Origin of the sequence: Kitasatospora sp. NPDC085879 (assembly GCF_040686255.1) — a bacterium.
Lineage (GTDB): Bacteria > Actinomycetota > Actinomycetes > Streptomycetales > Streptomycetaceae > Kitasatospora.
Genome location: NZ_JBFBJZ010000001.1, coordinates 141,117 through 159,412 on the forward strand (window position 1 = coordinate 141,117; position 18,296 = coordinate 159,412).

At 75.5% G+C, this 18,296-nt stretch carries 19 protein-coding genes; 5 read left to right on the plus strand and 14 right to left on the minus strand.

The genetic code is table 11. The annotated features are described in order from the left end of the window. Window positions 1-4: 4 nt before the first annotated feature. Complete coding sequence (locus AB0P35_RS00600; protein WP_363504427.1) at window positions 5-1,606, minus strand: amidohydrolase; 1,602 nt, start codon at window positions 1,604-1,606, stop codon at window positions 5-7. Window positions 1,607-1,625: 19 nt separating this feature from the next. Beyond that, window positions 1,626-3,104: an APC family permease gene (locus AB0P35_RS00605; RefSeq protein WP_363504430.1), complete on the minus strand. Its 1,479-nt coding sequence runs from the start codon at window positions 3,102-3,104 to the stop codon at window positions 1,626-1,628. Between the two features lie 122 nt (window positions 3,105-3,226). On the opposite strand from AB0P35_RS00605, the gene AB0P35_RS00610 reads away from it, so the two are divergent. Further along, window positions 3,227-3,844 carry a TetR/AcrR family transcriptional regulator C-terminal domain-containing protein gene (locus AB0P35_RS00610; protein ID WP_363504433.1) on the plus strand — a complete coding sequence of 206 codons (618 nt, stop codon included), beginning with the start codon at window positions 3,227-3,229 and terminating at the stop codon, window positions 3,842-3,844. Window positions 3,845-3,896: 52 nt separating this feature from the next. On the opposite strand, the gene AB0P35_RS00615 is transcribed toward AB0P35_RS00610, so the two are convergent. The 3 genes from AB0P35_RS00615 to AB0P35_RS00625 all read right to left on the minus strand — a co-directional run bounded on the left by AB0P35_RS00615 (window position 3,897) and on the right by AB0P35_RS00625 (window position 7,713). Beyond that, the gene (locus AB0P35_RS00615; RefSeq protein WP_363504435.1) at window positions 3,897-5,891 is read right to left on the minus strand and encodes a fructose-specific PTS transporter subunit EIIC; all 1,995 of its coding nucleotides are present in this window, start codon (window positions 5,889-5,891) and stop codon (window positions 3,897-3,899) included. A gap of 119 nt (window positions 5,892-6,010) precedes the next feature. Further along, window positions 6,011-6,955 carry a 1-phosphofructokinase gene (gene pfkB / locus AB0P35_RS00620; RefSeq protein WP_363504438.1) on the minus strand — a complete coding sequence of 315 codons (945 nt, stop codon included), beginning with the start codon at window positions 6,953-6,955 and terminating at the stop codon, window positions 6,011-6,013. Beyond that, complete coding sequence (locus AB0P35_RS00625; RefSeq protein WP_095872420.1) at window positions 6,952-7,713, minus strand: DeoR/GlpR family DNA-binding transcription regulator; 762 nt, start codon at window positions 7,711-7,713, stop codon at window positions 6,952-6,954. The genes pfkB and AB0P35_RS00625 overlap by 4 nt, the downstream gene beginning before the upstream one ends. Before the next feature lie 301 nt (window positions 7,714-8,014). On the opposite strand from AB0P35_RS00625, the gene AB0P35_RS00630 reads away from it, so the two are divergent. Next, window positions 8,015-8,293 (plus strand): HPr family phosphocarrier protein, encoded by a 279-nt coding sequence (locus AB0P35_RS00630; protein ID WP_363504441.1) that lies wholly within the window; start codon window positions 8,015-8,017, stop codon window positions 8,291-8,293. Continuing rightward, window positions 8,290-9,957, plus strand: a complete 1,668-nt coding sequence (locus AB0P35_RS00635) for a putative PEP-binding protein (RefSeq protein WP_363504444.1) — start codon at window positions 8,290-8,292, stop codon at window positions 9,955-9,957. Before AB0P35_RS00630 ends, AB0P35_RS00635 begins: the two co-directional genes overlap by 4 nt. Window positions 9,958-9,966: 9 nt before the next feature. Here the strand turns inward: AB0P35_RS00635 and AB0P35_RS00640 are convergent, their stop codons facing one another. Beyond that, window positions 9,967-11,154, minus strand: coding sequence for a hypothetical protein (locus tag AB0P35_RS00640; RefSeq protein ID WP_363504447.1), 1,188 nt, complete (start codon window positions 11,152-11,154; stop codon window positions 9,967-9,969). Window positions 11,155-11,191: 37 nt separating this feature from the next. After that, window positions 11,192-11,722 carry a SigE family RNA polymerase sigma factor gene (locus AB0P35_RS00645; RefSeq protein ID WP_363504450.1) on the minus strand — a complete coding sequence of 177 codons (531 nt, stop codon included), beginning with the start codon at window positions 11,720-11,722 and terminating at the stop codon, window positions 11,192-11,194. 108 nt (window positions 11,723-11,830) lie between these two features. Here AB0P35_RS00645 and AB0P35_RS00650 point away from each other — a divergent pair, with 108 nt between their 5' ends. Further along, window positions 11,831-12,373, plus strand: coding sequence for an SLATT domain-containing protein (locus AB0P35_RS00650; protein WP_363504453.1), 543 nt, complete (start codon window positions 11,831-11,833; stop codon window positions 12,371-12,373). Window positions 12,374-12,386: 13 nt separating this feature from the next. Here the strand turns inward: AB0P35_RS00650 and AB0P35_RS00655 are convergent, their stop codons facing one another. The 6 genes from AB0P35_RS00655 to AB0P35_RS00680 all read right to left on the minus strand — a co-directional run bounded on the left by AB0P35_RS00655 (window position 12,387) and on the right by AB0P35_RS00680 (window position 16,044). Further along, window positions 12,387-12,989 (minus strand): DUF4291 domain-containing protein, encoded by a 603-nt coding sequence (locus AB0P35_RS00655; RefSeq protein ID WP_363504456.1) that lies wholly within the window; start codon window positions 12,987-12,989, stop codon window positions 12,387-12,389. A 109-nt stretch (window positions 12,990-13,098) separates the two neighbouring features. Beyond that, window positions 13,099-13,944 (minus strand): pentapeptide repeat-containing protein, encoded by an 846-nt coding sequence (locus tag AB0P35_RS00660; protein WP_363504459.1) that lies wholly within the window; start codon window positions 13,942-13,944, stop codon window positions 13,099-13,101. Window positions 13,945-14,015: 71 nt separating this feature from the next. After that, window positions 14,016-14,189: a hypothetical protein gene (locus AB0P35_RS00665; protein WP_363504462.1), complete on the minus strand. Its 174-nt coding sequence runs from the start codon at window positions 14,187-14,189 to the stop codon at window positions 14,016-14,018. 85 nt (window positions 14,190-14,274) lie between these two features. Continuing rightward, complete coding sequence (locus tag AB0P35_RS00670) at window positions 14,275-14,799, minus strand: DUF4240 domain-containing protein (protein ID WP_095875333.1); 525 nt, start codon at window positions 14,797-14,799, stop codon at window positions 14,275-14,277. Between the two features lie 46 nt (window positions 14,800-14,845). Further along, a complete protein-coding gene (locus tag AB0P35_RS00675) occupies window positions 14,846-15,262 on the minus strand; it encodes an HIT family protein (RefSeq protein WP_363504465.1) in 417 nt (138 codons plus the stop codon). Continuing rightward, window positions 15,259-16,044: a sterol desaturase family protein gene (locus AB0P35_RS00680; RefSeq protein WP_363504468.1), complete on the minus strand. Its 786-nt coding sequence runs from the start codon at window positions 16,042-16,044 to the stop codon at window positions 15,259-15,261. Before AB0P35_RS00680 ends, AB0P35_RS00675 begins: the two co-directional genes overlap by 4 nt. A 153-nt stretch (window positions 16,045-16,197) precedes the next feature. Here AB0P35_RS00680 and AB0P35_RS00685 point away from each other — a divergent pair, with 153 nt between their 5' ends. Further along, window positions 16,198-17,409 carry an MFS transporter gene (locus tag AB0P35_RS00685; protein ID WP_363504471.1) on the plus strand — a complete coding sequence of 404 codons (1,212 nt, stop codon included), beginning with the start codon at window positions 16,198-16,200 and terminating at the stop codon, window positions 17,407-17,409. A 7-nt stretch (window positions 17,410-17,416) separates the two neighbouring features. Here the strand turns inward: AB0P35_RS00685 and AB0P35_RS00690 are convergent, their stop codons facing one another. Beyond that, on the minus strand, window positions 17,417-18,265 hold the full coding sequence (locus AB0P35_RS00690) for a helix-turn-helix domain-containing protein (protein WP_363504474.1): 849 nt from the start codon (window positions 18,263-18,265) through the stop codon (window positions 17,417-17,419). Between the last annotated feature and the right edge of the window lie 31 nt (window positions 18,266-18,296).

An 18,296-nucleotide genomic window follows, 5' to 3' on the forward strand; every position in this document is an offset into this window, starting at 1 on the left:
CTGTTCAGACGGTGCGGTGGACGATCCGGCCGGCGACCACGGTGAGCAGGACGGGGGCGTCGGCGACCTCGTCGGCGGGGGCGTCCACCGGGTCGAGGGCGAAGGCGGTGAGGTCGGCGCGGTAGCCGGGGGCGATCCGACCGGCCACGGCCTGCTCGCCGATCGCCCGGGCCGCGTGCGTGGTGCACCCCTCCAGCGCCATCAGCCCGGTGAGCGCCTGCTCCGGCCGGACGGGGACGGTGTCCGGCGAGCCGGCCGGGCGGCGCAGCCGGGCCGCGGCGAGCACCCCGCGGGCGTCGTACGGTGCGATCGGCCAGTCCGAGCCGAGCACCAGGGTGGCGCCGGCCTCGCGCAGGTCGCGGCAGCGCCAGGCGCGGTCGGCGCGTTCGGTGCCGAGCCGCTGGGACCAGGCGTCGGAGTGGTCGGCCCGGGTGTAGGCGGTGTGGCCCGGCTGCATGGAGGCGGCGACGCCGAGGGCGGCGAACCGCGGCAGCTGGCTGTCCGGGACGGTCTCGATGTGCTCGATCCGGTGCCGGGCGCGCGGGGTGCCGAGTGCCTCGACGGTGTCCAGGACGTGCCGGACGCCGGCGTCGCCGATGGCGTGCGTGGCGGTGGCCACGCCGGCCGCGTCCAGCCGGTGCAGTGCCCGCGCGTACTCGGCCGGGTCGGGCCAGAAGGCCTCGGTGCCCTGGCCGTGGCAGTCGGGGTGCTCCAGCCAGGCGGTGCCGCCCTCGACGGTGCCGTCGATGAAGAACTTGACGCCGCCGACCAGCCAGTCGCGGCCGGCCCGCTTCTGCAGGCCGATCAGGTGGTCGACGCCCTCCTCGCCGTCGCCGGGCATGCACCACGGGTGGAGGCGCAGCCGGACCGGCAGGTCGGCCGTGTCCTCCAGGCCGGTGAGTAGCTCCAGGGCGTCCGCGGTCTGGAGGTCCATGACGTGGCCGGCGGTGAGGCCGGTCGCGGCCATGCCGTGCAGCAGCTCCAGCAGCCGGGCGCGGCGCTCGGCGGCGGGGGCGGGCGGGACGAGGCGGGCGACGAGGTCGATCGCGGCGTGCTCGACCAGGTGGCCGGTGGGCCGGCCGTCGGCGTCGCAGACCACCTCGGCGCGCTGGGCGAAGCGGTGCGGGCCGTCGATGCCGGCGGCGGCCAGGGCGGCGCCGGAGGCGAGCGCGGAGTGCGCGTCGTAGAGACGGAGCAGGGCGGGGGCGCCGCCGAGCACGTCCTCGACGAGGTCGCGGCTGATCGGGCGGTCGCCGAAGGTGTTGTGGTCGAGGTTCCAGCCGGTGATCCAGCCGCCGGGCGGGGTGCGGCGGGCGGCGTCGGCGAGCACCGCCCGCAGCTCGTCGAGGGTGCGGCAGCCGCCGAGGTCGAGGCCGGTGGCGAGTTCCAGGCCCATCAGCGGGTGCATGTGGCCGTCGGTGAGGCCGGGGGTGAGGGTGGCGCCGCCCAGGTCGAGGACGGTGGTTCGGGGGCTGCGCAGCCCGGCGAGGTCGTCGCCGACCGCGGTGATCAGGCCGTCGGTGACGGCGACCGCGGTGGCGTGGGGGCGGGCGGGGTCCAGGGTGCGGACACGGGCGCCGGTCAGCAGCAGGTCGGCGGTGGCCAAGGGGTGCTCCTCGGGTTCGTCAGTGGTCGGCGGTCTCGGCGGACGCTGTGGCCCCGGCGGTCTCGGCCGCGAACCGGGCGTAGGCGTCGGGGCGGGTGCGGCGCAGCCGGGCGGCGACCAGCAGGCCGACGGCGAGGACGGCCGGGACGAGCAGGACCAGCAGCAGGTTGGTGCCGGTGCCGGCCGCCGTCAGGTACTCGATCTTGTCGATCAGCAGGTAGAGCGCGCCGAGCAGCAGCACCGCCGCGCCGGCGGGGGCCCACACGGTGCGCAGGGCGCCCTCGCGGTGCCGGATCCTGCGGAAGTGCACCAGCACGGCGATCGCGGTGAGCGCCTGCAGCAGCACGATGCCGAGCAGTCCGGGGCTGTTCACCCAGAGCAGCAGCTGGGCGTACGGGTCGGCGTCGGCGAGGGCGAAGCCGGCCACCACGACGAGGGCGAGGACGCTCTGCGCGGCGCCGGCGAGGTACGGGGAGCGGTGCCGGGGGTGGACCCGCCCGAGCGCGGCGGGCAGCACGCCCTCGTGGGCGAGCGCGTGGCCGTAGCGGGTGATGGCGTTGTGGAAGGCCAGCAGGGAGGCGAAGACGCTGGTGACGATGAGGACGTGCATGGCGTCGGCGGCCCAGCTGCCGACGTACTCGGTGGTGGCGGTGAAGAACAGGCCGGCCGGGTCTGCGGCGACGGCCTGCAGCACGCCGTCGGCGCCGAAGGCCTGGACGACCGTCCACACCATGAAGGCGTAGAACAGGCCGAGGAAGCCGACCGCGAGGTAGGTGGCGCGGGGGACGGTGCGGCGTGGGTCGCGGGCCTCGGAGCGGTAGATGGCGGTGGACTCGAAGCCGCAGAAGGCGGCGAAGGCGAAGGCGAGGACGGCGCCGGTGCCGGGCGTCCAGGCGTGCTGCGGGGCGAAGGAGTCCAGGTGCAGGCCGTGGGCGCCGCCGCGGAGCAGGACGCCGCCGGCGAGCAGGACGAGGATGCCGGTCTCGGCGACGAGCAGGACGCCGAGCACCTTGGCGCCGAAGTCGATGGAGCGGTACCCCGCGAACCAGACCACGCCGACGGAGACCAGGGCGATCGGCTGCCAGGGCACGTCCAGGCCGAACAGGGCGTGCAGGGTGGTCCGGGTGCTGGTGGCGATCAGGCCGTACATGCCGATCTGCAGGCCGTTGTAGGCGAGCAGAGCGAGGATCGCGCCGGCGATGCCGGCCGGGCGGCCGAGGCCACGGGTGATGTAGGCGTAGAAGGCGCCGCCGTTGGAGACGTGCCGGCCCATGGTGGTGAAGCCGACGGCGAAGACCGCGAGCACGGCGCCCGCGATCAGGTAGGCGACCGGGGCGCCGATGCCGCCGATGGCCAGGGCGAACGGGGCGACGCCGGCCATCACGGTGAGCGGGGCGGCGGCGGAGACCACGAAGAAGGTGATGTCGCCGGTGCCGAGGCTGCCGGCTCTGAGCGTCTGGTCGGCCTGCGGCGGGGATGCCTGGGTGGTCACGGACATGGGGGTGCCCTTCGTACGGCGGCGGGGGAGCGGGGGACCGGCGTAAACCTAAAGGCTTTCGGTTTTCGGCACTGTAGACCGCGGCCGTAGCATCTGGGAAGACCTTCGAGCTGGGAGTACGGATGGGGCGGCCGAGCAAGGCCCTGCTGGACAAGGAGCGGATCGGCGCCACCGCGCTGGCGCTGGTCGACGAGCACGGCGACTTCAGCGTGCCGCAGATCGCCAAGCGGCTCGGCGTGCAGACCGCGTCCGTCTACCACCACGTGGAGGGCCGGGCAGGCGTGGTCGAGCTGCTCCGCGAACGGGTCGTCGCCGCCATCGACGCCTCCACGCTCGACCTGCGGCCCTGGGACACCGCCCTGGTCGCCTGGGCCCGCTCCTACCGGGCCGCCTTCGCCGCCCACCCCCGGACCATCCCGCTGCTGACGCTGTCACCCGTCCGGGAACCGCGCGTGTTGACGTACTACGAGCAGGCGGTCGGCGTGCTGGGCGAGGCCGGCTTCGCGCTGCCGGACGTCATGCCGGTGCTCACCGGGCTGGAGAACCTCGTCCTCGGCTCCGCCCTGGACCACGCCGCCCCCGAGACCATGTGGGAGGTCGGCGACGAGACCGCCACCCCCCGGCTCGCCGCCGCCCTCGCCGCCAGCCCCGCCCCGCGCGCCGACGCCGCCTTCGAGTTCGCGCTGGCCGGCTTCGTCGAGCACTGCCGCCGACTGCTCGCCGCCCCGCCCGCGGCATGACGACGGGGTGCGGCGCGCAGGTCGCGCACCGCACCCCGAAGGTGACGTGTCGTCAGGCCGCCGCCAGCACCTTGCCCGAGGGCTCCGTCTCCGGCGCGGCCGCCGGGACGGGCCGGCGCAGCCCCTTCAGCAGGATCACCAGACCGGCGGTGACCACCGTGCCGGCGGCGATCGCCACCAGGTAGAGCATCGGGCTGCCGATCAGCGGCAGCACCCAGATGCCGCCGTGCGGGGCCCGCAGCGTCGAACCGAAGGCCATCGTCAGGCCGCCCGCGACCATGCTGCCCGCAATCGCCGAGGGGATCACCCGCAGCGGGTCGGCCGCCGCGAACGGGATCGCGCCCTCGGTGATGAACGAGGCGCCGAGCACCCAGGCCGCCTTGCCGTTCTCCCGCTCCTCGCGGGTGAACAGCCGGCGCCGCACGGTGGTCGCCAGCGCCAGGCCCAGCGGCGGCGTCATCCCGGCCGCCATCACCGCGGCCATCACCTTCAGGCTGCCCGCGTCCGGCACCGAGCCCGCGGTCGTCAGCGCGCCGGCCGCGAAGGTGTACGCCACCTTGTTCAGCGGACCGCCCATGTCGAAGGCCATCATCGCGCCCAGCAGCAGGCCGAGCAGGATCGCGTTGGTGCCCGACAGGCCGTTCAGCCAGTCCGTCAGCGCCGACATCGCGGAAGCGATCGGCGAACCCAGCACCACGAACATCAGGAAGCCGACCACGGCCACCGACAGCAGCGGTATCACCACCACCGGCATGATCCCGGCGATCCCCCGCGGCACCTTCCAGCCGACCATCCAGCGCACCAGCAGGCCCGCGATCAGACCGGCGGCGATACCGCCCAGGAAGCCCGCGCCGACCGTCACCGAGACCGCGCCGCCGACGATGCCCGCGGCCAGTGCCGCCCGGTCCGCGATCGCGTACGCGATGAACCCGGCCAGGATCGGCACCAGGAAGCCGAACGCGGCCGCGCCGGTCTGGAAGAGCAGCGCCGCCCAGCTGTGCTGGGAGGCCCAGTCGAAGTGGCCGACCACCGACGGCGCCGAGGAGATCCGGTACCCGCCGAGCGCGAAGCCCAGCGCGATCAGCAGACCGCCCGCCGCGACGAACGGGATCATGTAGCTGACGCCCGTCATCAGGTAGCCGCGCAGCCGCCTCGCCCAGTGCTCCTGCCGCTGCGCCGGCACCGGGGCGGTCGCCGGCTCCGCGGTGCGGGCAGGGGCGGCCGCGGCCAGTGCCACGGCCTCGGCGACCAGCTCGTCCGCGCGGTTGACGCCCGCCTTCACTCCGACGTCCACCGTGGGCTTGCCGGCGAACCGGGCGCGGTCGCGGACCTCCACGTCGTGCGCGAGGATCACCGCGTCCGCGGCCGCGATCACCGCCGGGTCCAGCGGGGTCGAACCGGCCGAGCCCTGGGTCTCCACCCGGATGTCGGCGCCGGCCCGGGCGGCGGCCTGCTCCAGGGCCTGGGCGGCCATGTAGGTGTGCGCGATGCCGGTCGGGCAGGAGGTCACCGCGACCAGCCGCGGGCCCGCGGCGGCCGGCTTCGCGGCCTCGGGCGTGGCAGCCGGCTCCGGGGCCCCGGGCGCGGCAGGGGCGTCCTCGCCGTTGACCAGGGCGGCCACCGTGCCCGGGTCGGTCGCCGAGCGCAGCGCGCCGGTGAACTCCGGGTCCATCAGTCGGCGGGCCAGCGCGGCGAGGATCTGCAGATGGGCGTCGTCCGCGCCGTCCGGCGCGGCGATCAGGAAGACCAGGTCGGCCGGCCGTCCGTCCGGGGCGGCGAAGTCCAGGCCGCGGGTGCTGCGGCCGAACGCCAGGCTCGGCCGGGTGACGTGGGCCGAGCGGCAGTGCGGGATGCCGATCCCGTCACCCAGGCCGGTCGGCGCCTGCGCCTCGCGGGCGGCCACGTCGGCGAGGAAGCCGTCGAGGTCGGTGACCCGGCCGTCGGCGGCCAGCCGCTGGGCCAGGGCGCGGAGGGCCTCCGTCTTGTCGTCGGGGGCGAGGTAGAGATCCACGAGCGCAGGTGTGATCAGTCTGCCGTTGTCGCTCATCGTGTCGGTCCTTCACCAGTCGTGCATCGGTGCTGCGTGGTCGGTTCCTGCCCCCAGGTCCTTCCGGTCGGCCGCACGGCGGCCGGTGCGCGTCCGCGGCCCTCAGGGCCGCCCGTGGTTCAGCGACCCAACGGCAGCTCCCTCGGCATGTCGGCGGTCACCACGACGCCGTCCGGCTCCAGATCCGCCGGGATCGGCATCACGCTGCCGGGAAGCCGGACGGCCGCCGCACCGTGCGCCAGCGCGGAGGCCAGCGCCTTGGGGCCGCTGCCGCCCGCGCTCAGGAAGCCGGCCAGCGAGGCGTCGCCGGCGCCGACGTCGCTGCGGACCTCGTCCACCGGCGCCGTGCCGTACCAGGCGCCGTCATCGGCGACCAGCAGCATCCCGTCCGGGCCCAGGCTGGCCAGCACCTGCTGGGCGCCCAGCTCGCGCAGCCGGTGGGCCGCGTCCAGCGCCGCGCCGAGGGTCGCGACCGGCCGGCCGACCGCCTCGGCGAGCTCCTCCCGGTTGGGCTTGACCACGTCCGGGCCGGCCGCCAGCGAGGCGAGCAGGGCCGGGCCGGAGGTGTCCACCGCGATCCGTGCGCCACCCCGGTGCGCCTCGGCGACCAGCTCGGCGTACCAGGCGGGGGCGAGGCCGCGCGGCAGGCTGCCGCAGCAGGCCAGCCAGTCCACGTCCGCGCCGGCGGCCTGCCGGCGGACCGCGGCGAGCAGGGCCGCGGACTCCTCGGCGGACAGGTGCGGGCCGGGCGCGTTGACCTTGGTGAGCGGGCCGCCGCGCTCGACGATCGACACGTTGATCCGGGTGTCGCCGGCCACCGGGACGGCCGCCACGTCGATGTCCTGACGGTGCAGCAGCTCGGCCAGCAGCCGGCCGGGGGCACCGCCGAGCGGCAGTACGGCGGCGGTGCGGTGGCCGGCCGCGGTCAGCGCACGGGCCACGTTCACGCCCTTTCCGCCCGGGTCCAGCCGGTCCCCGGTGGCCCGGTTCACCTCGCCGCGGGCGAGCTCGGGCAGCTCGTAGGTGCGGTCGAGGCTGGGATTGGGGGTGACGGTGACGATCATGCGCGGATCACTTCCGGTCCGAGTAGTTCGATCTCTGCGGTCTGCCGGTCGGTCAGCCCGGTGTCGGTGACCAGGACGTCGACCTGCTCCAGCGAGCCGAACCGGGCGAAGTGCCGGGCCCCGTACTTGGAGGAGTCCGCGACCAGCACGATCCGGCGCGCCCCCGCGATCATCGCCCGCTTCACCGCGGCCTCGGCGAGGTCCGGCGTGGAGAGCCCGCCCTCCGGCGAGAAGCCGTTGGTGGCCACCACGGCCACGTCGGCGTGCACGTCGGCGAGCGCGCGCAGCGCCCAGTCGTCGACGGCCGCGTGGGTGCGGTGCCGGAGCCGGCCGCCGACCAGGTGCAGCGAGAGCGACGGGTGGTCGGCCAGGCGGGCCGCGACCGGCAGCGCGTTGGTGACCACGGTCAGCGTGCTGTCCGCGGGCAGCAGCGCCGCCAGCCGGGAGACGGTGGTGCCGGCGTCCAGCAGCACGCTGCCCTCGGCGGGCAGCAGGGCCAGCGCGGCCCTGGCGATCCGCTCCTTCTCGTCCGCGGCGGTGGAGTCCCGCTCGGCGAGCCCGGGCTCCAGGTGCAGCGCGCCGGCGGGCAGTGCCCCGCCGTGCACGCGGCGCAGCAGCCCGGCCCGGTCGAGGGTGCTGAGGTCGCGCCGGATGGTCTCCTGGGTGACGTTGAACTCCTCGGCGAGCGAGGGGACGTCGACGCGGCCCCTGCTCTGGGCGAGCTGCAGGATCTGCTGCTGACGCTCGGGAGCGTACATGTGGGATCGGGTCCGTTCATGTCTGTTTACGCCTGGTTGCCTCCGACGATACGCGGAAGCCCCGGAAAATCAAGAGTCCGAACATGTGGGATTTCTGCCCGATTGCGTTGACATGGCGAGCGAACCGGGCGTAAAACCAAATGAACGGCCCGGTGACGGGCGCGTAACCCACCCGACCGCCCGGTACCCGCGGCCCGCCCCCACCGCCGGTACCGGGCCTGCGGCCCCGTTCCGGCCCGCCCGCACCCCGACCGGACCCACCCGCGTGAACCCCACCCGCGTGAACCCCGAAGGACTCCCCATGCCCCAGCTCCAGGTCACCGTCGGCTCGCAGAGCGGCCTGCACGCCCGGCCCGCCTCCCTCTTCGTCCAGGCCGCCGCCCGGCAGAGCGTCAAGGTCGGCGTCGGCCGCCCCGGCCAGACCCCGGTGGACGCCCGCAGCCTGCTCTCCGTCCTCTCCCTCGCCGCCGGCCACGGCGACACCCTGGAACTCACCGCCGACGGCGACGAGACCGCCGCCCGGGCCGCCCTCGGCGAACTCGCCGCGCTGCTCGCCGACGACCTGGACGCCGTCCGGTGACCGGCGCACCCCTCACCGGCATCGGAGTCGGACGCGGCGTCGCCGCCGGGCCGGTCGCCAAGGCGGCCCCGGCCCCGGAGCTGCCGCCGCCCCGCCCGGTCACCGACCCGGCGGGCGAGACGGCAGCCGTCCGGGCCGCCCTCGCCGCGGTCGTCGCCGACCTGGAGGCCCGCGCCGCCCGGGCCGGCGGCACCGCGGCCGACGTCCTCACCGCACAGGCGATGATCGCCGCCGACCCGGTGCTCGCCGTCCGGGCCGCCGAACTCGTCGCCGCCGGCACCGACGGCCCGCACGCCGTCACCGCCGCCTACGAGGGCTTCCGGGGCGCGCTGCTCGCCGCAGGCGGCTACTTCGCCGAACGCGCCGCCGACCTCGACGACCTCCGTGACCGCGCAGTCGCGCGGCTGCTCGGACTGCCCCCGCCGGGCCTGCCCGACCCGGGGCACCCCTGCGTCCTCGTCGCCGACGACCTCGCGCCGGCCGACACCGCCGACCTCGACCCCGCCAAGGTGCTCGCCCTGGTCACCGTCCGCGGCGGCCCCACCAGCCACACCGCGATCCTCGCCAAGGCGCTCGGCCTGCCCGCCGTCGTCGGCTGCGCCGGTGCCGGCGCGCTGCGGGACGGGCAGAGCGTGCTCGTCCTCGCCGCGGACGGCACCGTCCACCCCGACCCGGCGCCCGAGGCCGTCCGGCGCGCGACCGAGGAGGACCGGGCCCGCCGGGCCCGCGCCGCCCGCAGCACCGGACCGGGCCGCACCGCCGACGGACACCCCGTCGCGCTGCTGGTCAACCTCGGTGCCGCGCACGAACTCGCCGCCGCGGCCGCCGCCGATTCCGAGGGCGTCGGCCTGTTCCGCACCGAGTTCCTCTACCTCGACCGCGAGCAGGCACCCGGCCTCGCGGAGCAGACCGCCGCCTACCGGGCCGTCTTCGAAGCCTTCGCCGGACGCCGCGTCACCGTCCGCACCCTGGACGCCGGCGCCGACAAACCGCTGCCCTTCGCCACCGCCGCCGACGAGGAGAACCCCGCGCTCGGCGTCCGCGGACTGCGCACCGCCACCCGCGACCCGCAGCTGCTGGAGACCCAGCTCGCCGCCGTCGCCGCGGCCGCCCGCGGCAGCGGCGCCGAGGTCCGGGTCATGGCGCCCATGGTGTCGCTGCCCGCCGAGGCCGCCGACTTCGCGGCGCGGGTGCGCGCCCACGGCCTCCCCCTCGCCGGGGCCATGGTGGAGGTGCCGGCCGCCGCACTGCGCGCCGACCGGCTCGCCGAGGCCTGCGACTTCCTCAGCATCGGCACCAACGACCTCGCCCAGTACACCTTCGCCGCCGACCGCACCCTCGGCGCCCTCGCCGATCTGCTCGACCCGTGGCAGCCCGCACTGCTCGACCTGGTCGCGGCCACCGCGCAGGGGGCCGCGCCGCACGGCGTGCCGGTCGGGGTGTGCGGCGAGGCCGCCGCCGACCCCGACCTCGCGCTCGTCCTCGTCGGCCTCGGCGTCACCGGACTCTCCGCGGCACCCGCCTGCCTCCCCGAGGTCCGGGCCGCCCTCGCCGGGCGCACCCTCGCGGACTGCCGACGGCTCGCCGCGATCGCGCGCAGCGCACCGGATGCGGTGACCGCGCGGGAGCGGGTGCGCGGGGCCCTGCGGGCGGCCGGGGGCTGACCCGGCCCGTCAGCCGCGCCACGCGGGGGCGGTGGCCAGGGCCCTGAGCTGGTCGACGGTGAGGGCTGGGGTGCCCGGCAGGAAGGTGCGGGCGTCGGGGCCGTTCCACTCGTCGACGGTCACCCGGGTGCCGTCCGGGTGGAGAGCCTCGGCGCCCCACTGCACCTCCGGGCCGTCCGTCCCGTCGGACTCCCGCTGGGCGCGGACCACCACGGAGGTGCCGTCCGCGGTGTGCGTCAGCTCCGGGCCGTGGCCGGACTCGAACGTCCTCCGCGGGTCGGACTGCTCGCCCTCCTGCCACTTCGGCTCCACGGTGACCGAGAGCCAGCTCGTCCGGCCGTCCAGGGTGACCTGCAGCCGCACCCGGCCCGGCATCGCGAGCCCGTCGGCCGGGCCCGCCACCGCGCCGTCCGGCAGCAGCTTCGTCACCGTGGCGAGCAGGGCGGACGGCGGCGGCGTGGACACCCCGGGCTTCGGCGGGTCGGTCACCCGGGCACCGTCGAACGTGACGTCCCAGACACCGCTCGTCGCCACCGCGACCGCCTGCTCGGGGGTGAGCGGGGGCTCAGGCCGCCCGTCCCGGTTGTAGGTGTCGACGCGCACCTGGCGCCCGTCCGGCCTGGTGTACGTCGCGACCAGGGTCTTGCCCATGCCGGGCTGCTCCGGCAGCAGCACGTTCACCATCAGCACCGAGCCGTCCGGCCGCACCGTGCGGCTGCAGCTCTGGGTCGCCCGCTCCGACGGGTCGAAGCAGTGCGCACCGCGCGAGGACTCGGTCACGGGCGTGGAGATCCGGTCGACGGAGAGGGTGATCTGCCCGCCGGTGTTCGCCGTCTCCAGGTCGACGACGGCGAACGGGCCGCCCTTCACCTCGCTCTCGTTCCCGGTGAAGCCCATGGCACTGGTGACCCGGCCGCTCGGCAGCAGCGAGACCAGGGCGTCGCGCATGTACTCCCCGCTGACCGAGGACCCGGGCTGGGCCGCCGGTGCGCGGTCGCCGTGCAGGGCCGGCAGCGAACCGGTGGCCAGCACGGCCGCGACCATCGCCGCGGCACCGGCCAGCACGCTGGCCCGGCGCCGCCGGCGGCGGCGCACACCGCGGGCCGCGGCACCCTGCGCGAAGGCCAGGGCGTTCGGCTCGGGGGCTAGGTCGGCCGCCGACCGCAGGACGGTGGTGAAGCTCTCCTCGACGGACATCGTCGTTCTCCGCATCCTTTCGTACTCTGGTCGTCGGTCAGGGGTGGACGAGCGCGTCGAGGTCATCGCCGAGCACCGTCCGCATCCGGGCCAGTGCCCGGCTGCTGCGCGAGCGCACCGTGCTCGGGCTGAGCCGCAGCACCGCCGCGGTCTCCTCCGCGCTGCGGTCCTCCCAGTAGCGGAGCACCAGCACCGCCCGGTCCTGGGGCGGCAGTTCGCCGAGCGCCTTCAGCAGCGTCACCCGTAGCGCCGGGTCCGGTGCGGCCTGCGCCGTCTCGGCGAAGGTGTCCGTCACGTGTTCGCTGCTGCTGCGCCGGCGCCGGTACGACAGGAAGGTGTTGACCAGGACGGTCTGCGCGTACCCTGCCGGGTTCGCCATCCGGGACACCTTGCGCCACCGGCCGAACAGCCGACCGAGCGTCTCCTGCGCCAGGTCCTCGGCGAGGTGTGCGTCACCACCGGTCAGCAGATAGGCCGTTCTGACCAGGTGGTGCCCCCTCGCCGCAGCAAAGTCGAGGAAGGCCGGCGGCTCGGTGGGCGCCGGGCGCGTCGTCGTTGTGCGGTCCATGACCTTCTAACGCGGTGGGGCGGGTTCCGCGTCCCACCGGATTCCGCACGGGTGGCCGGGCGAGCTGGCAGACTGGCGGTTCCGGCCGCGGGGGAGAGGAGCTGGCCAATGGCGGGGAGCGCTGCGGACGGTGCGGGCGAGAGCCCGGTCCGTCGTCAACTGTCCTTCGTGGAGGCGGAGGTGCGCGGCCAGCTGCGGATCCGCACCCGGCGCCGGGATGCCGACCGCAAGCGCGCCTTCGGTCTGCAGATCTCCACGGTCAGTCTCTCGGCGCTGATCACCGTGCTGCTCGGCGTGCAGGTGGGCGAGCCCACCCGGCGGTGGCTGTCCGACGTCGCGCTCGGCCTCGGCGCCGCGATCACCGTGCTCGCCGCCTGGCAGGCGTTCTTCTCGCACCGCGCCCTGTGGCTGCAGCGTTCCGACACCGTGCACCGGCTCGCCGCGCTGGAGCGCCGGCTCGCCTTCCACCGCACCGGCCTCACGGACGACGAGCCCGACCCGGCGCAGGTCGCGGAGTTCCTCGCCGCGTACGAGGAGATCGTCCAGGCCGACCACGACTCCTGGACGCGGGTGCGCAGCGCCTCCGACCCGCAGGTCGCCCTGCCGCCGGGGCCGGTGCTGCCCGCCGCCCGGCAGGAGCCGCCCGCCTGAGCGGCCCGCCCGGTCAGGCGGTGGCGCCGATCCGGGCCGCCAGGTGCTCGGGCAGCGGGTACGGCGTCTCGGCCGGGATCAGTGCGTCCGCGAGGTCGGTGCGCCCGTCGCGGACCAGTGCCCGGGCCTCGTGCGCGAGCGCGGTCGCGTCGGTGATCCCGAGGATCCACTCGTCCACGTAGTCGGCCACCACCCGCCCGGACAGGCCGAGTTGCAGCGCCCGGTGCTCCAACGCGCCGAGCCGGGTGGACCGTTCCGGATCCCACTGGACGCGGACCGGGCTGGTCGCCAGCTCGGCCCGCCACTCCTCGCGAGAGGCGTGGCAGCGCCGGTCGTGATGGCTGGGGCAGGCCAGCGCGAGCGCCTGCTCGAAGCCGGCCCGGCTGATCCGGACCGCCAACACCCGTTCCTGGCCCGGCTTGGACGCCCAGCCCGAGCGGTACATCATCCAGCGGAACGAGGGCTTGATCCAGGTCATCCGCTCCCGCTTGAACGGCGGGACGAACGTGCCCGCCGACAGGGCCGCCTCCGCGATCTCCACGCGGTACGCCTGGTAGACGACCAGGCTCCGCTCGTCGTGAGCGGCCCGGACGGCGCGGAACGGCAGGTCGGTCACTCGGACTCCAGAACTGTGCGCGGACATCCCGGCGAGCCTAGACACCGTGCCGCGACCGGTCATCCGATTTCCGCCCGCTGCGCCGGCGGGGTCGGCCACCGGGCCGGCCTCAGCGGGCCGCGGACCAGTGGGCCGGGCGGTCGAGGCCGGTCGGCAGGCGGGTGGCGGCGTCGCCGCGGGCGGCGTTGACCTGCGCCTGGGTGAGGAAGATCGCGCCGGTGAGGTCGGCGCCGCTCAGGTCGGCGTCCCGCAGGTCGGCCCCGATGAGGTCGGCGCTGCGCAGGTCGGCGCGGTTGAGGTCGGCGGCGATCAGGCAGGCGCCGCGGAGGTTGGCGCCGCGCAGGTTCGCCCCCTTGAGGCGGGCGCCGATCAGGTCGGCGCCGCGGTGGTTGCGGGTGCGGCCGGGCACCCCGGCGCGGACGAGTTCGCCGACCCGCAGCAGCAGGGTGTTGACCTCCTGGCGGACGGCCGGGACGTCCAGCGCGGTGATCTCCTCGGCGGTGCCGAGGGTGAGGCGCTCGGTCGCCTCGAAGGCGCGCCGCAGTTCGGGGTGGACGGGCCGGGCGGCGGGCAGGGAGAGGCCCTCGGCGAGGTAGTGCAGCAGCTCCTGGAGCTGCCGCAGCACCGGGAACACCGCGAACATCTGCCGGGCCGAGCCCGGGTTCTGCCGCCAGTCCTCGCCGCCGAAGGTGATCTGCGAGACCTTCTGCCCGGCGCCGAAGCACTCGAAGACGGTGCAGCCGCGGTAGCCCTTCTCGCGGAGCCGGGTGTGGATGCCGCAGCGGAAGTCGGCCTGCAGATTGCCGCAGGGGGTGCCCGCGTCCTTGGTGGAGGCGAAGTCCGAGGAGGCGGCGAACGGCAGGGCGACGCAGCACAGGCCGAAGCAGTGTGAGCAGTCGGACCGCAGGTCGGGGCGGTCCGTGGCGGGCACGGGGGCGGGCTGCCGGCTGGACAACGTGCGTCGTCTCCTCGGTATGGAGGTACTCGGTACCCGCCCATTGTCCCCGATCGGCCGGGCCGCCCGGATCACTCCCCGTCGAGGTACACCTGGAGCTGCTTGAGCTTGCCGGTGGTGGAGACGACGGCGGTGACGGGCTGCTTGCCGCCCACCCCGGCCTTGCGCGCGGCCAGGACGAACTTCTCCAGTTCGTCGAAGGTCAGGTTCTTCGAGGCTCCGCTGAACTTCATGAGACCTGTCATACCGTCATTGTGCGCGGGCCCCGGCGCGGGCGGCCGATGGCCGAGGCGCGTGTCGGGCGCGCACGTTGGGCCCGCGCGCCGGGGTTCACCGCCTGTACAGGGCGGAGAGCAGGGGCAGCTCGCGGGCCGTGGCCTGCGCGTCCTCGAAGTCCCAGCCGAAGACGATCTCCGGGTAGGCGATGGTGTAGCAGTCACCGGACAACTGCTCGCCGGTGGCGGCGAGGTGCGCGTCCCAGGCCAGGCCGAGGGTGCCCTCGCACTCCATCTCCTCGTACTCCGCGGCCGCCGCGCGGACGACCGGCAGCTCGGCGAGGCTGTCGGGCGAGGCGACGGCCCGCTCGAAGACCTCGCGTCCCCGGGTGATCAGCCAGCCGCGGAAGTAGTCGAAACCGTCGTCCGAGCAGCCGCCGTTGATCAGGTACGCGGCGCCCCACAGGTCGCCCCGGTAGGACTCCGCCATCAGGTCCCAGAGGAGCTGCTGGGCGGCGATGATCTCCTGCCGCGGGCGGGCGGCGAGGAGGGCGCTGGCCCGCTCGACGACGGCCTCGGCGTCGTCCGGGCCCGGCCTGCGGGCTTCTTCGATCACATCCCAGAACTGCTGCTTGTCCATGCCGCGGAGCATGCCCCATGCCTCTGACAGCCGGCGCCGGGCCCGCTCAACCGGCGTCCAGCGCGGACCGGATCAGGGCGGCCGTCCCGGCGGCGTGCTCCTCGTCCCGGTAGCGCGTCCGGGGCCAGAAGAAGCCGCGCAGGCCGTCCTTGGGATTGCGCGGCACCACGTGGACGTGCAGGTGCGGCACCGACTGGCTGATCCGGTTGTTCGCGGCGACGAAGCTGCCCGCCGCCGCCATCGCCGACTCCACGGCCGCGGCGATCCGCTGGACCCGGGCGAAGTACGGCCCGATCTCGTCCGGCAGCAGGTCGGTCAGGGTCGGCACGTGCCGCGGCGGCACCACCAGCACATGGCCGGGGAACAGCGGACGGTTGTCCAGGAAGGCCACCGCGGCCTCGTCCTCGAACACCCGGTGGGTGTCCGAACCACCGGCCACGACCTCGCAGAAGAGACAGCTCATGCCGGTGATTGAAGGGCATCCGACAGCCGGGCGGCGGCAGGGTCGACGGCGTGTCGCATCCGGTCGTACGCCGGGTCGACGGTGCCGAACAGGCGGTCCCACACGGTCGTGTAGAAACCGAAGTTCACGCCCGGGTCGAGATGGTGGCCGACGTGGAACATCGGCAGCGCCACCCAGCGGAAGAGCGGCCGCCGCCGCACCCGGGCCGGCAGCGGCTCCACCCCGAGGTGGCCGAGCAGCCCGAACGCCAGGTTGAGCAGCACGAACCCGCCGAGCGCGAGCGCCGACAGCTCCCACACCGTCAGGATCGTCAGCCACGCCCCGCCGAAGCCCATCACCTCCAGCGGGTGCAGCACGAACAGCGTGGAGGGCCGGGGATCCGGATAGCGGTGGTGCATCTCGTGCGCCAGCCGGTACAGCCGGCGGCGGTGCGCGATCCAGTGCCCCGCGTACGCCAGCGCGTCCATGACCAGGGTGAACGCCAGGAGTTCGAGCAGCACCCGCGGGCCGGTCGCGGCGGACAGGCTGATCCGGCCCGCCTTCCACAGCGCCCAGCCGGCCACCCCCACACCGCTGTTGAGCACGACCGCGACCACCGTCAGCGCGACCTCCGCGCCGGTCACCGGCCCGGGGACGGGTGCCACCCGCCGGTCGCCGTACCGCCGGACCAGCAGCTGCCCGGCGGCCACCGCCGCGGCGAGCAGCCCGACGTTGAACAGCAGCGCCCCCGCCACCACCTCGCCCGCGCCCAACCGGGCGGCCCACCCCAGGAATCCGTCCACCGCCCCAGCCTGCCACGTGCCCGGGACGCGCGGGAGCCTGTGAGCGGCGGTCACAGGATGATCGCCTGTCTGGTTGGCCGCCCGGCACCGGCACACGATGGCCCGGCCTGAATCCATCTGCCCGAGAAGGGCCTCCCGAAGGGTGTGAGGGCCGTGGCCAGTGTGTCCGCGTCGCCGCCGACCTCCGAAGCGCCGGCGCAGCCGTTCGACCGGCTGCGGTACGCCGGAGTCTTCCTGCTGCTGTTCCTGTTCGGCACCGAGACCTTCCTGGTCTCCCCGCTGCTGCCGACCATCGCCGACTCGATCCGGGTGAGCGAGGCCGCCGCGGCCTCCAGCGTCACCGCGTACGTCCTGGTGTACGCGGTCTTCGCGCCCTTCCTCGGGCTGCTCAGCGACCGGTTCGGACGGCGGCGCACACTGATCGCGGGGACGCTGCTCTTCGTGCTCTCCAACGCTGCCGCGGCACTCTCCACCGGGCTGACCCTGCTCGTCGTCTCCCGCGCCGTGGCCGGGCTCGCCGCCGCCGCGGCCGGACCGGCGATCTGGGCACACATCGCGGAGACCGCACCGGACGCCGTCCGCGGGCGCGCCCTCGGCCTCGGCATGGCCCTGTTCTCCGCCGGCCAGGTGATCGGGGTTCCGCTCGGCGGCTTCCTCGCCGGGCTGGCCGGCTGGCGCTCCGCCTTCTGGGCGCTCGCGGTCGGGACGGCGGCGGCCGTGCCGCTGCTGCTCAGGCAGGTCGGCGGCTCGGCGGTGCAGGGGCAGGCCGGCGGTGCGGTCCGGGCCGTGCTCGCGGGCTGGGCCGATCCGGCGCTGCGGCGGGCCCTGCTCGTCAACACCGTCTTCCACGCGGCCAACCTCGGCGCGTACACCTTCCTCGGGGCGGTGCTGGTGCAGCGGTTCGACCTCTCGGTGGAGGCGCTGGGCCTGGTCGGCGTGCTCGTCGGCGCCGGCAGCGTCGTCGGATCTCTCCTCGGCGGGCGGCTCGGGGACCGGGCGCGGGCCGCCGGACGGGACGACCTGCCGCTGCTGCCGCTCTGGGGCCTGCTGCTGGCGGCCGGCATCGGACTGGCCGTCGGCGGGCCCGGAATCGTCCTCGCACTCGCCGGCGTGACGGTGTGGTTCCTCGCCTCGGGCGGCTTCGTGACCGACCAGCAGACGCTGGCGGGGACGGTGGCGCCGGAGCTGCGGGCCACCTCCAGCGCCTGGCTGACCTCGACGATGTACGCGGGGACGGGGCTCGGCGCCTGGGCGGTCGGCTCCTTCGCGGACGTCGCGGTGGGGGCCGGCGCGGTCGGCGTCGGGCTGGCGGTCGTCGCGGCGGCCGGCGGGTGGCTGGTGACCGCGCGCCTGCAGCGGGCCTGACCGGGGCCTAGCCCGCGCTGCGGAGGGGGTGGTCGAGGAGCGCGGTCATGCGGGTGCGCGCGGCGGGGTCGGCGGGGGTGAAGAGGAGGACGAGGGCGGTCGGGTCGTCGACCGGGTGGAAGGACGACAGGGTCAGCCGGACGGGGCCGATGCCGGCCGGTTCGACGGTGACCGTGCGGGCCGTGAGCTCCGCCACGGAGTGGCATCCCCACCAGTGGCGGAGTTCCGGCGCGTCGGCGTCCAGGTGGCGGTAGACCTCGCCGGTGCGCGGGTCGGCGAGGGCGGGGCCGGCCTGGGCGCGGAAGTGCTGGAAGACGTTCATGGCGAGCGGCTCCCAGTCGTGCAGGACCTCGCGCAGCCGGCGGTCCGCGGCCATCAGCCACATGAGGTTGCGGCGGTCGGCGGGGACGGCCTCGGGCGGGCCCCAGAGCGCGGCCCAGGGGGTGTTCCAGCCGAGCAGGTCGAAGTGCCGGTCGAGCAGGACGGCGGGGCTGGTCGGCCAGGAGTCGAGGACGGGCTGGACGGCGGCGGCGAGCCGGTCCGGGCCGGTGTCGCCGCCCGGGGCGGCGGGCTCGTGGTAGCCGGCGAGCCGCATGGCGTGCCGCAGCCCCGCCGCGTCGAGGCGCAGCGCGCGGGCGACCGCCTCCAGGACCTGCCGGGAGGCGGTGACGCGGCCCTGCTCCAGCCAGGTGTACCAGGCGAGTCCCACGCCGGAGAGCGAGGCGACCTCCTCGCGGCGCAGCCCGGGGGTGCGGCGGCGGGCGGTGGCGGTGAGGCCGACGTCGGCGGGCTTGAGCAGTTCGCGGTGGGCGCGCAGGAAGGCGCCGAGTTCCTGGCTCGCGGCGGGAGTTGACACGGTGGGCTCCTCGGGCGGAGGTGGTGCGGTC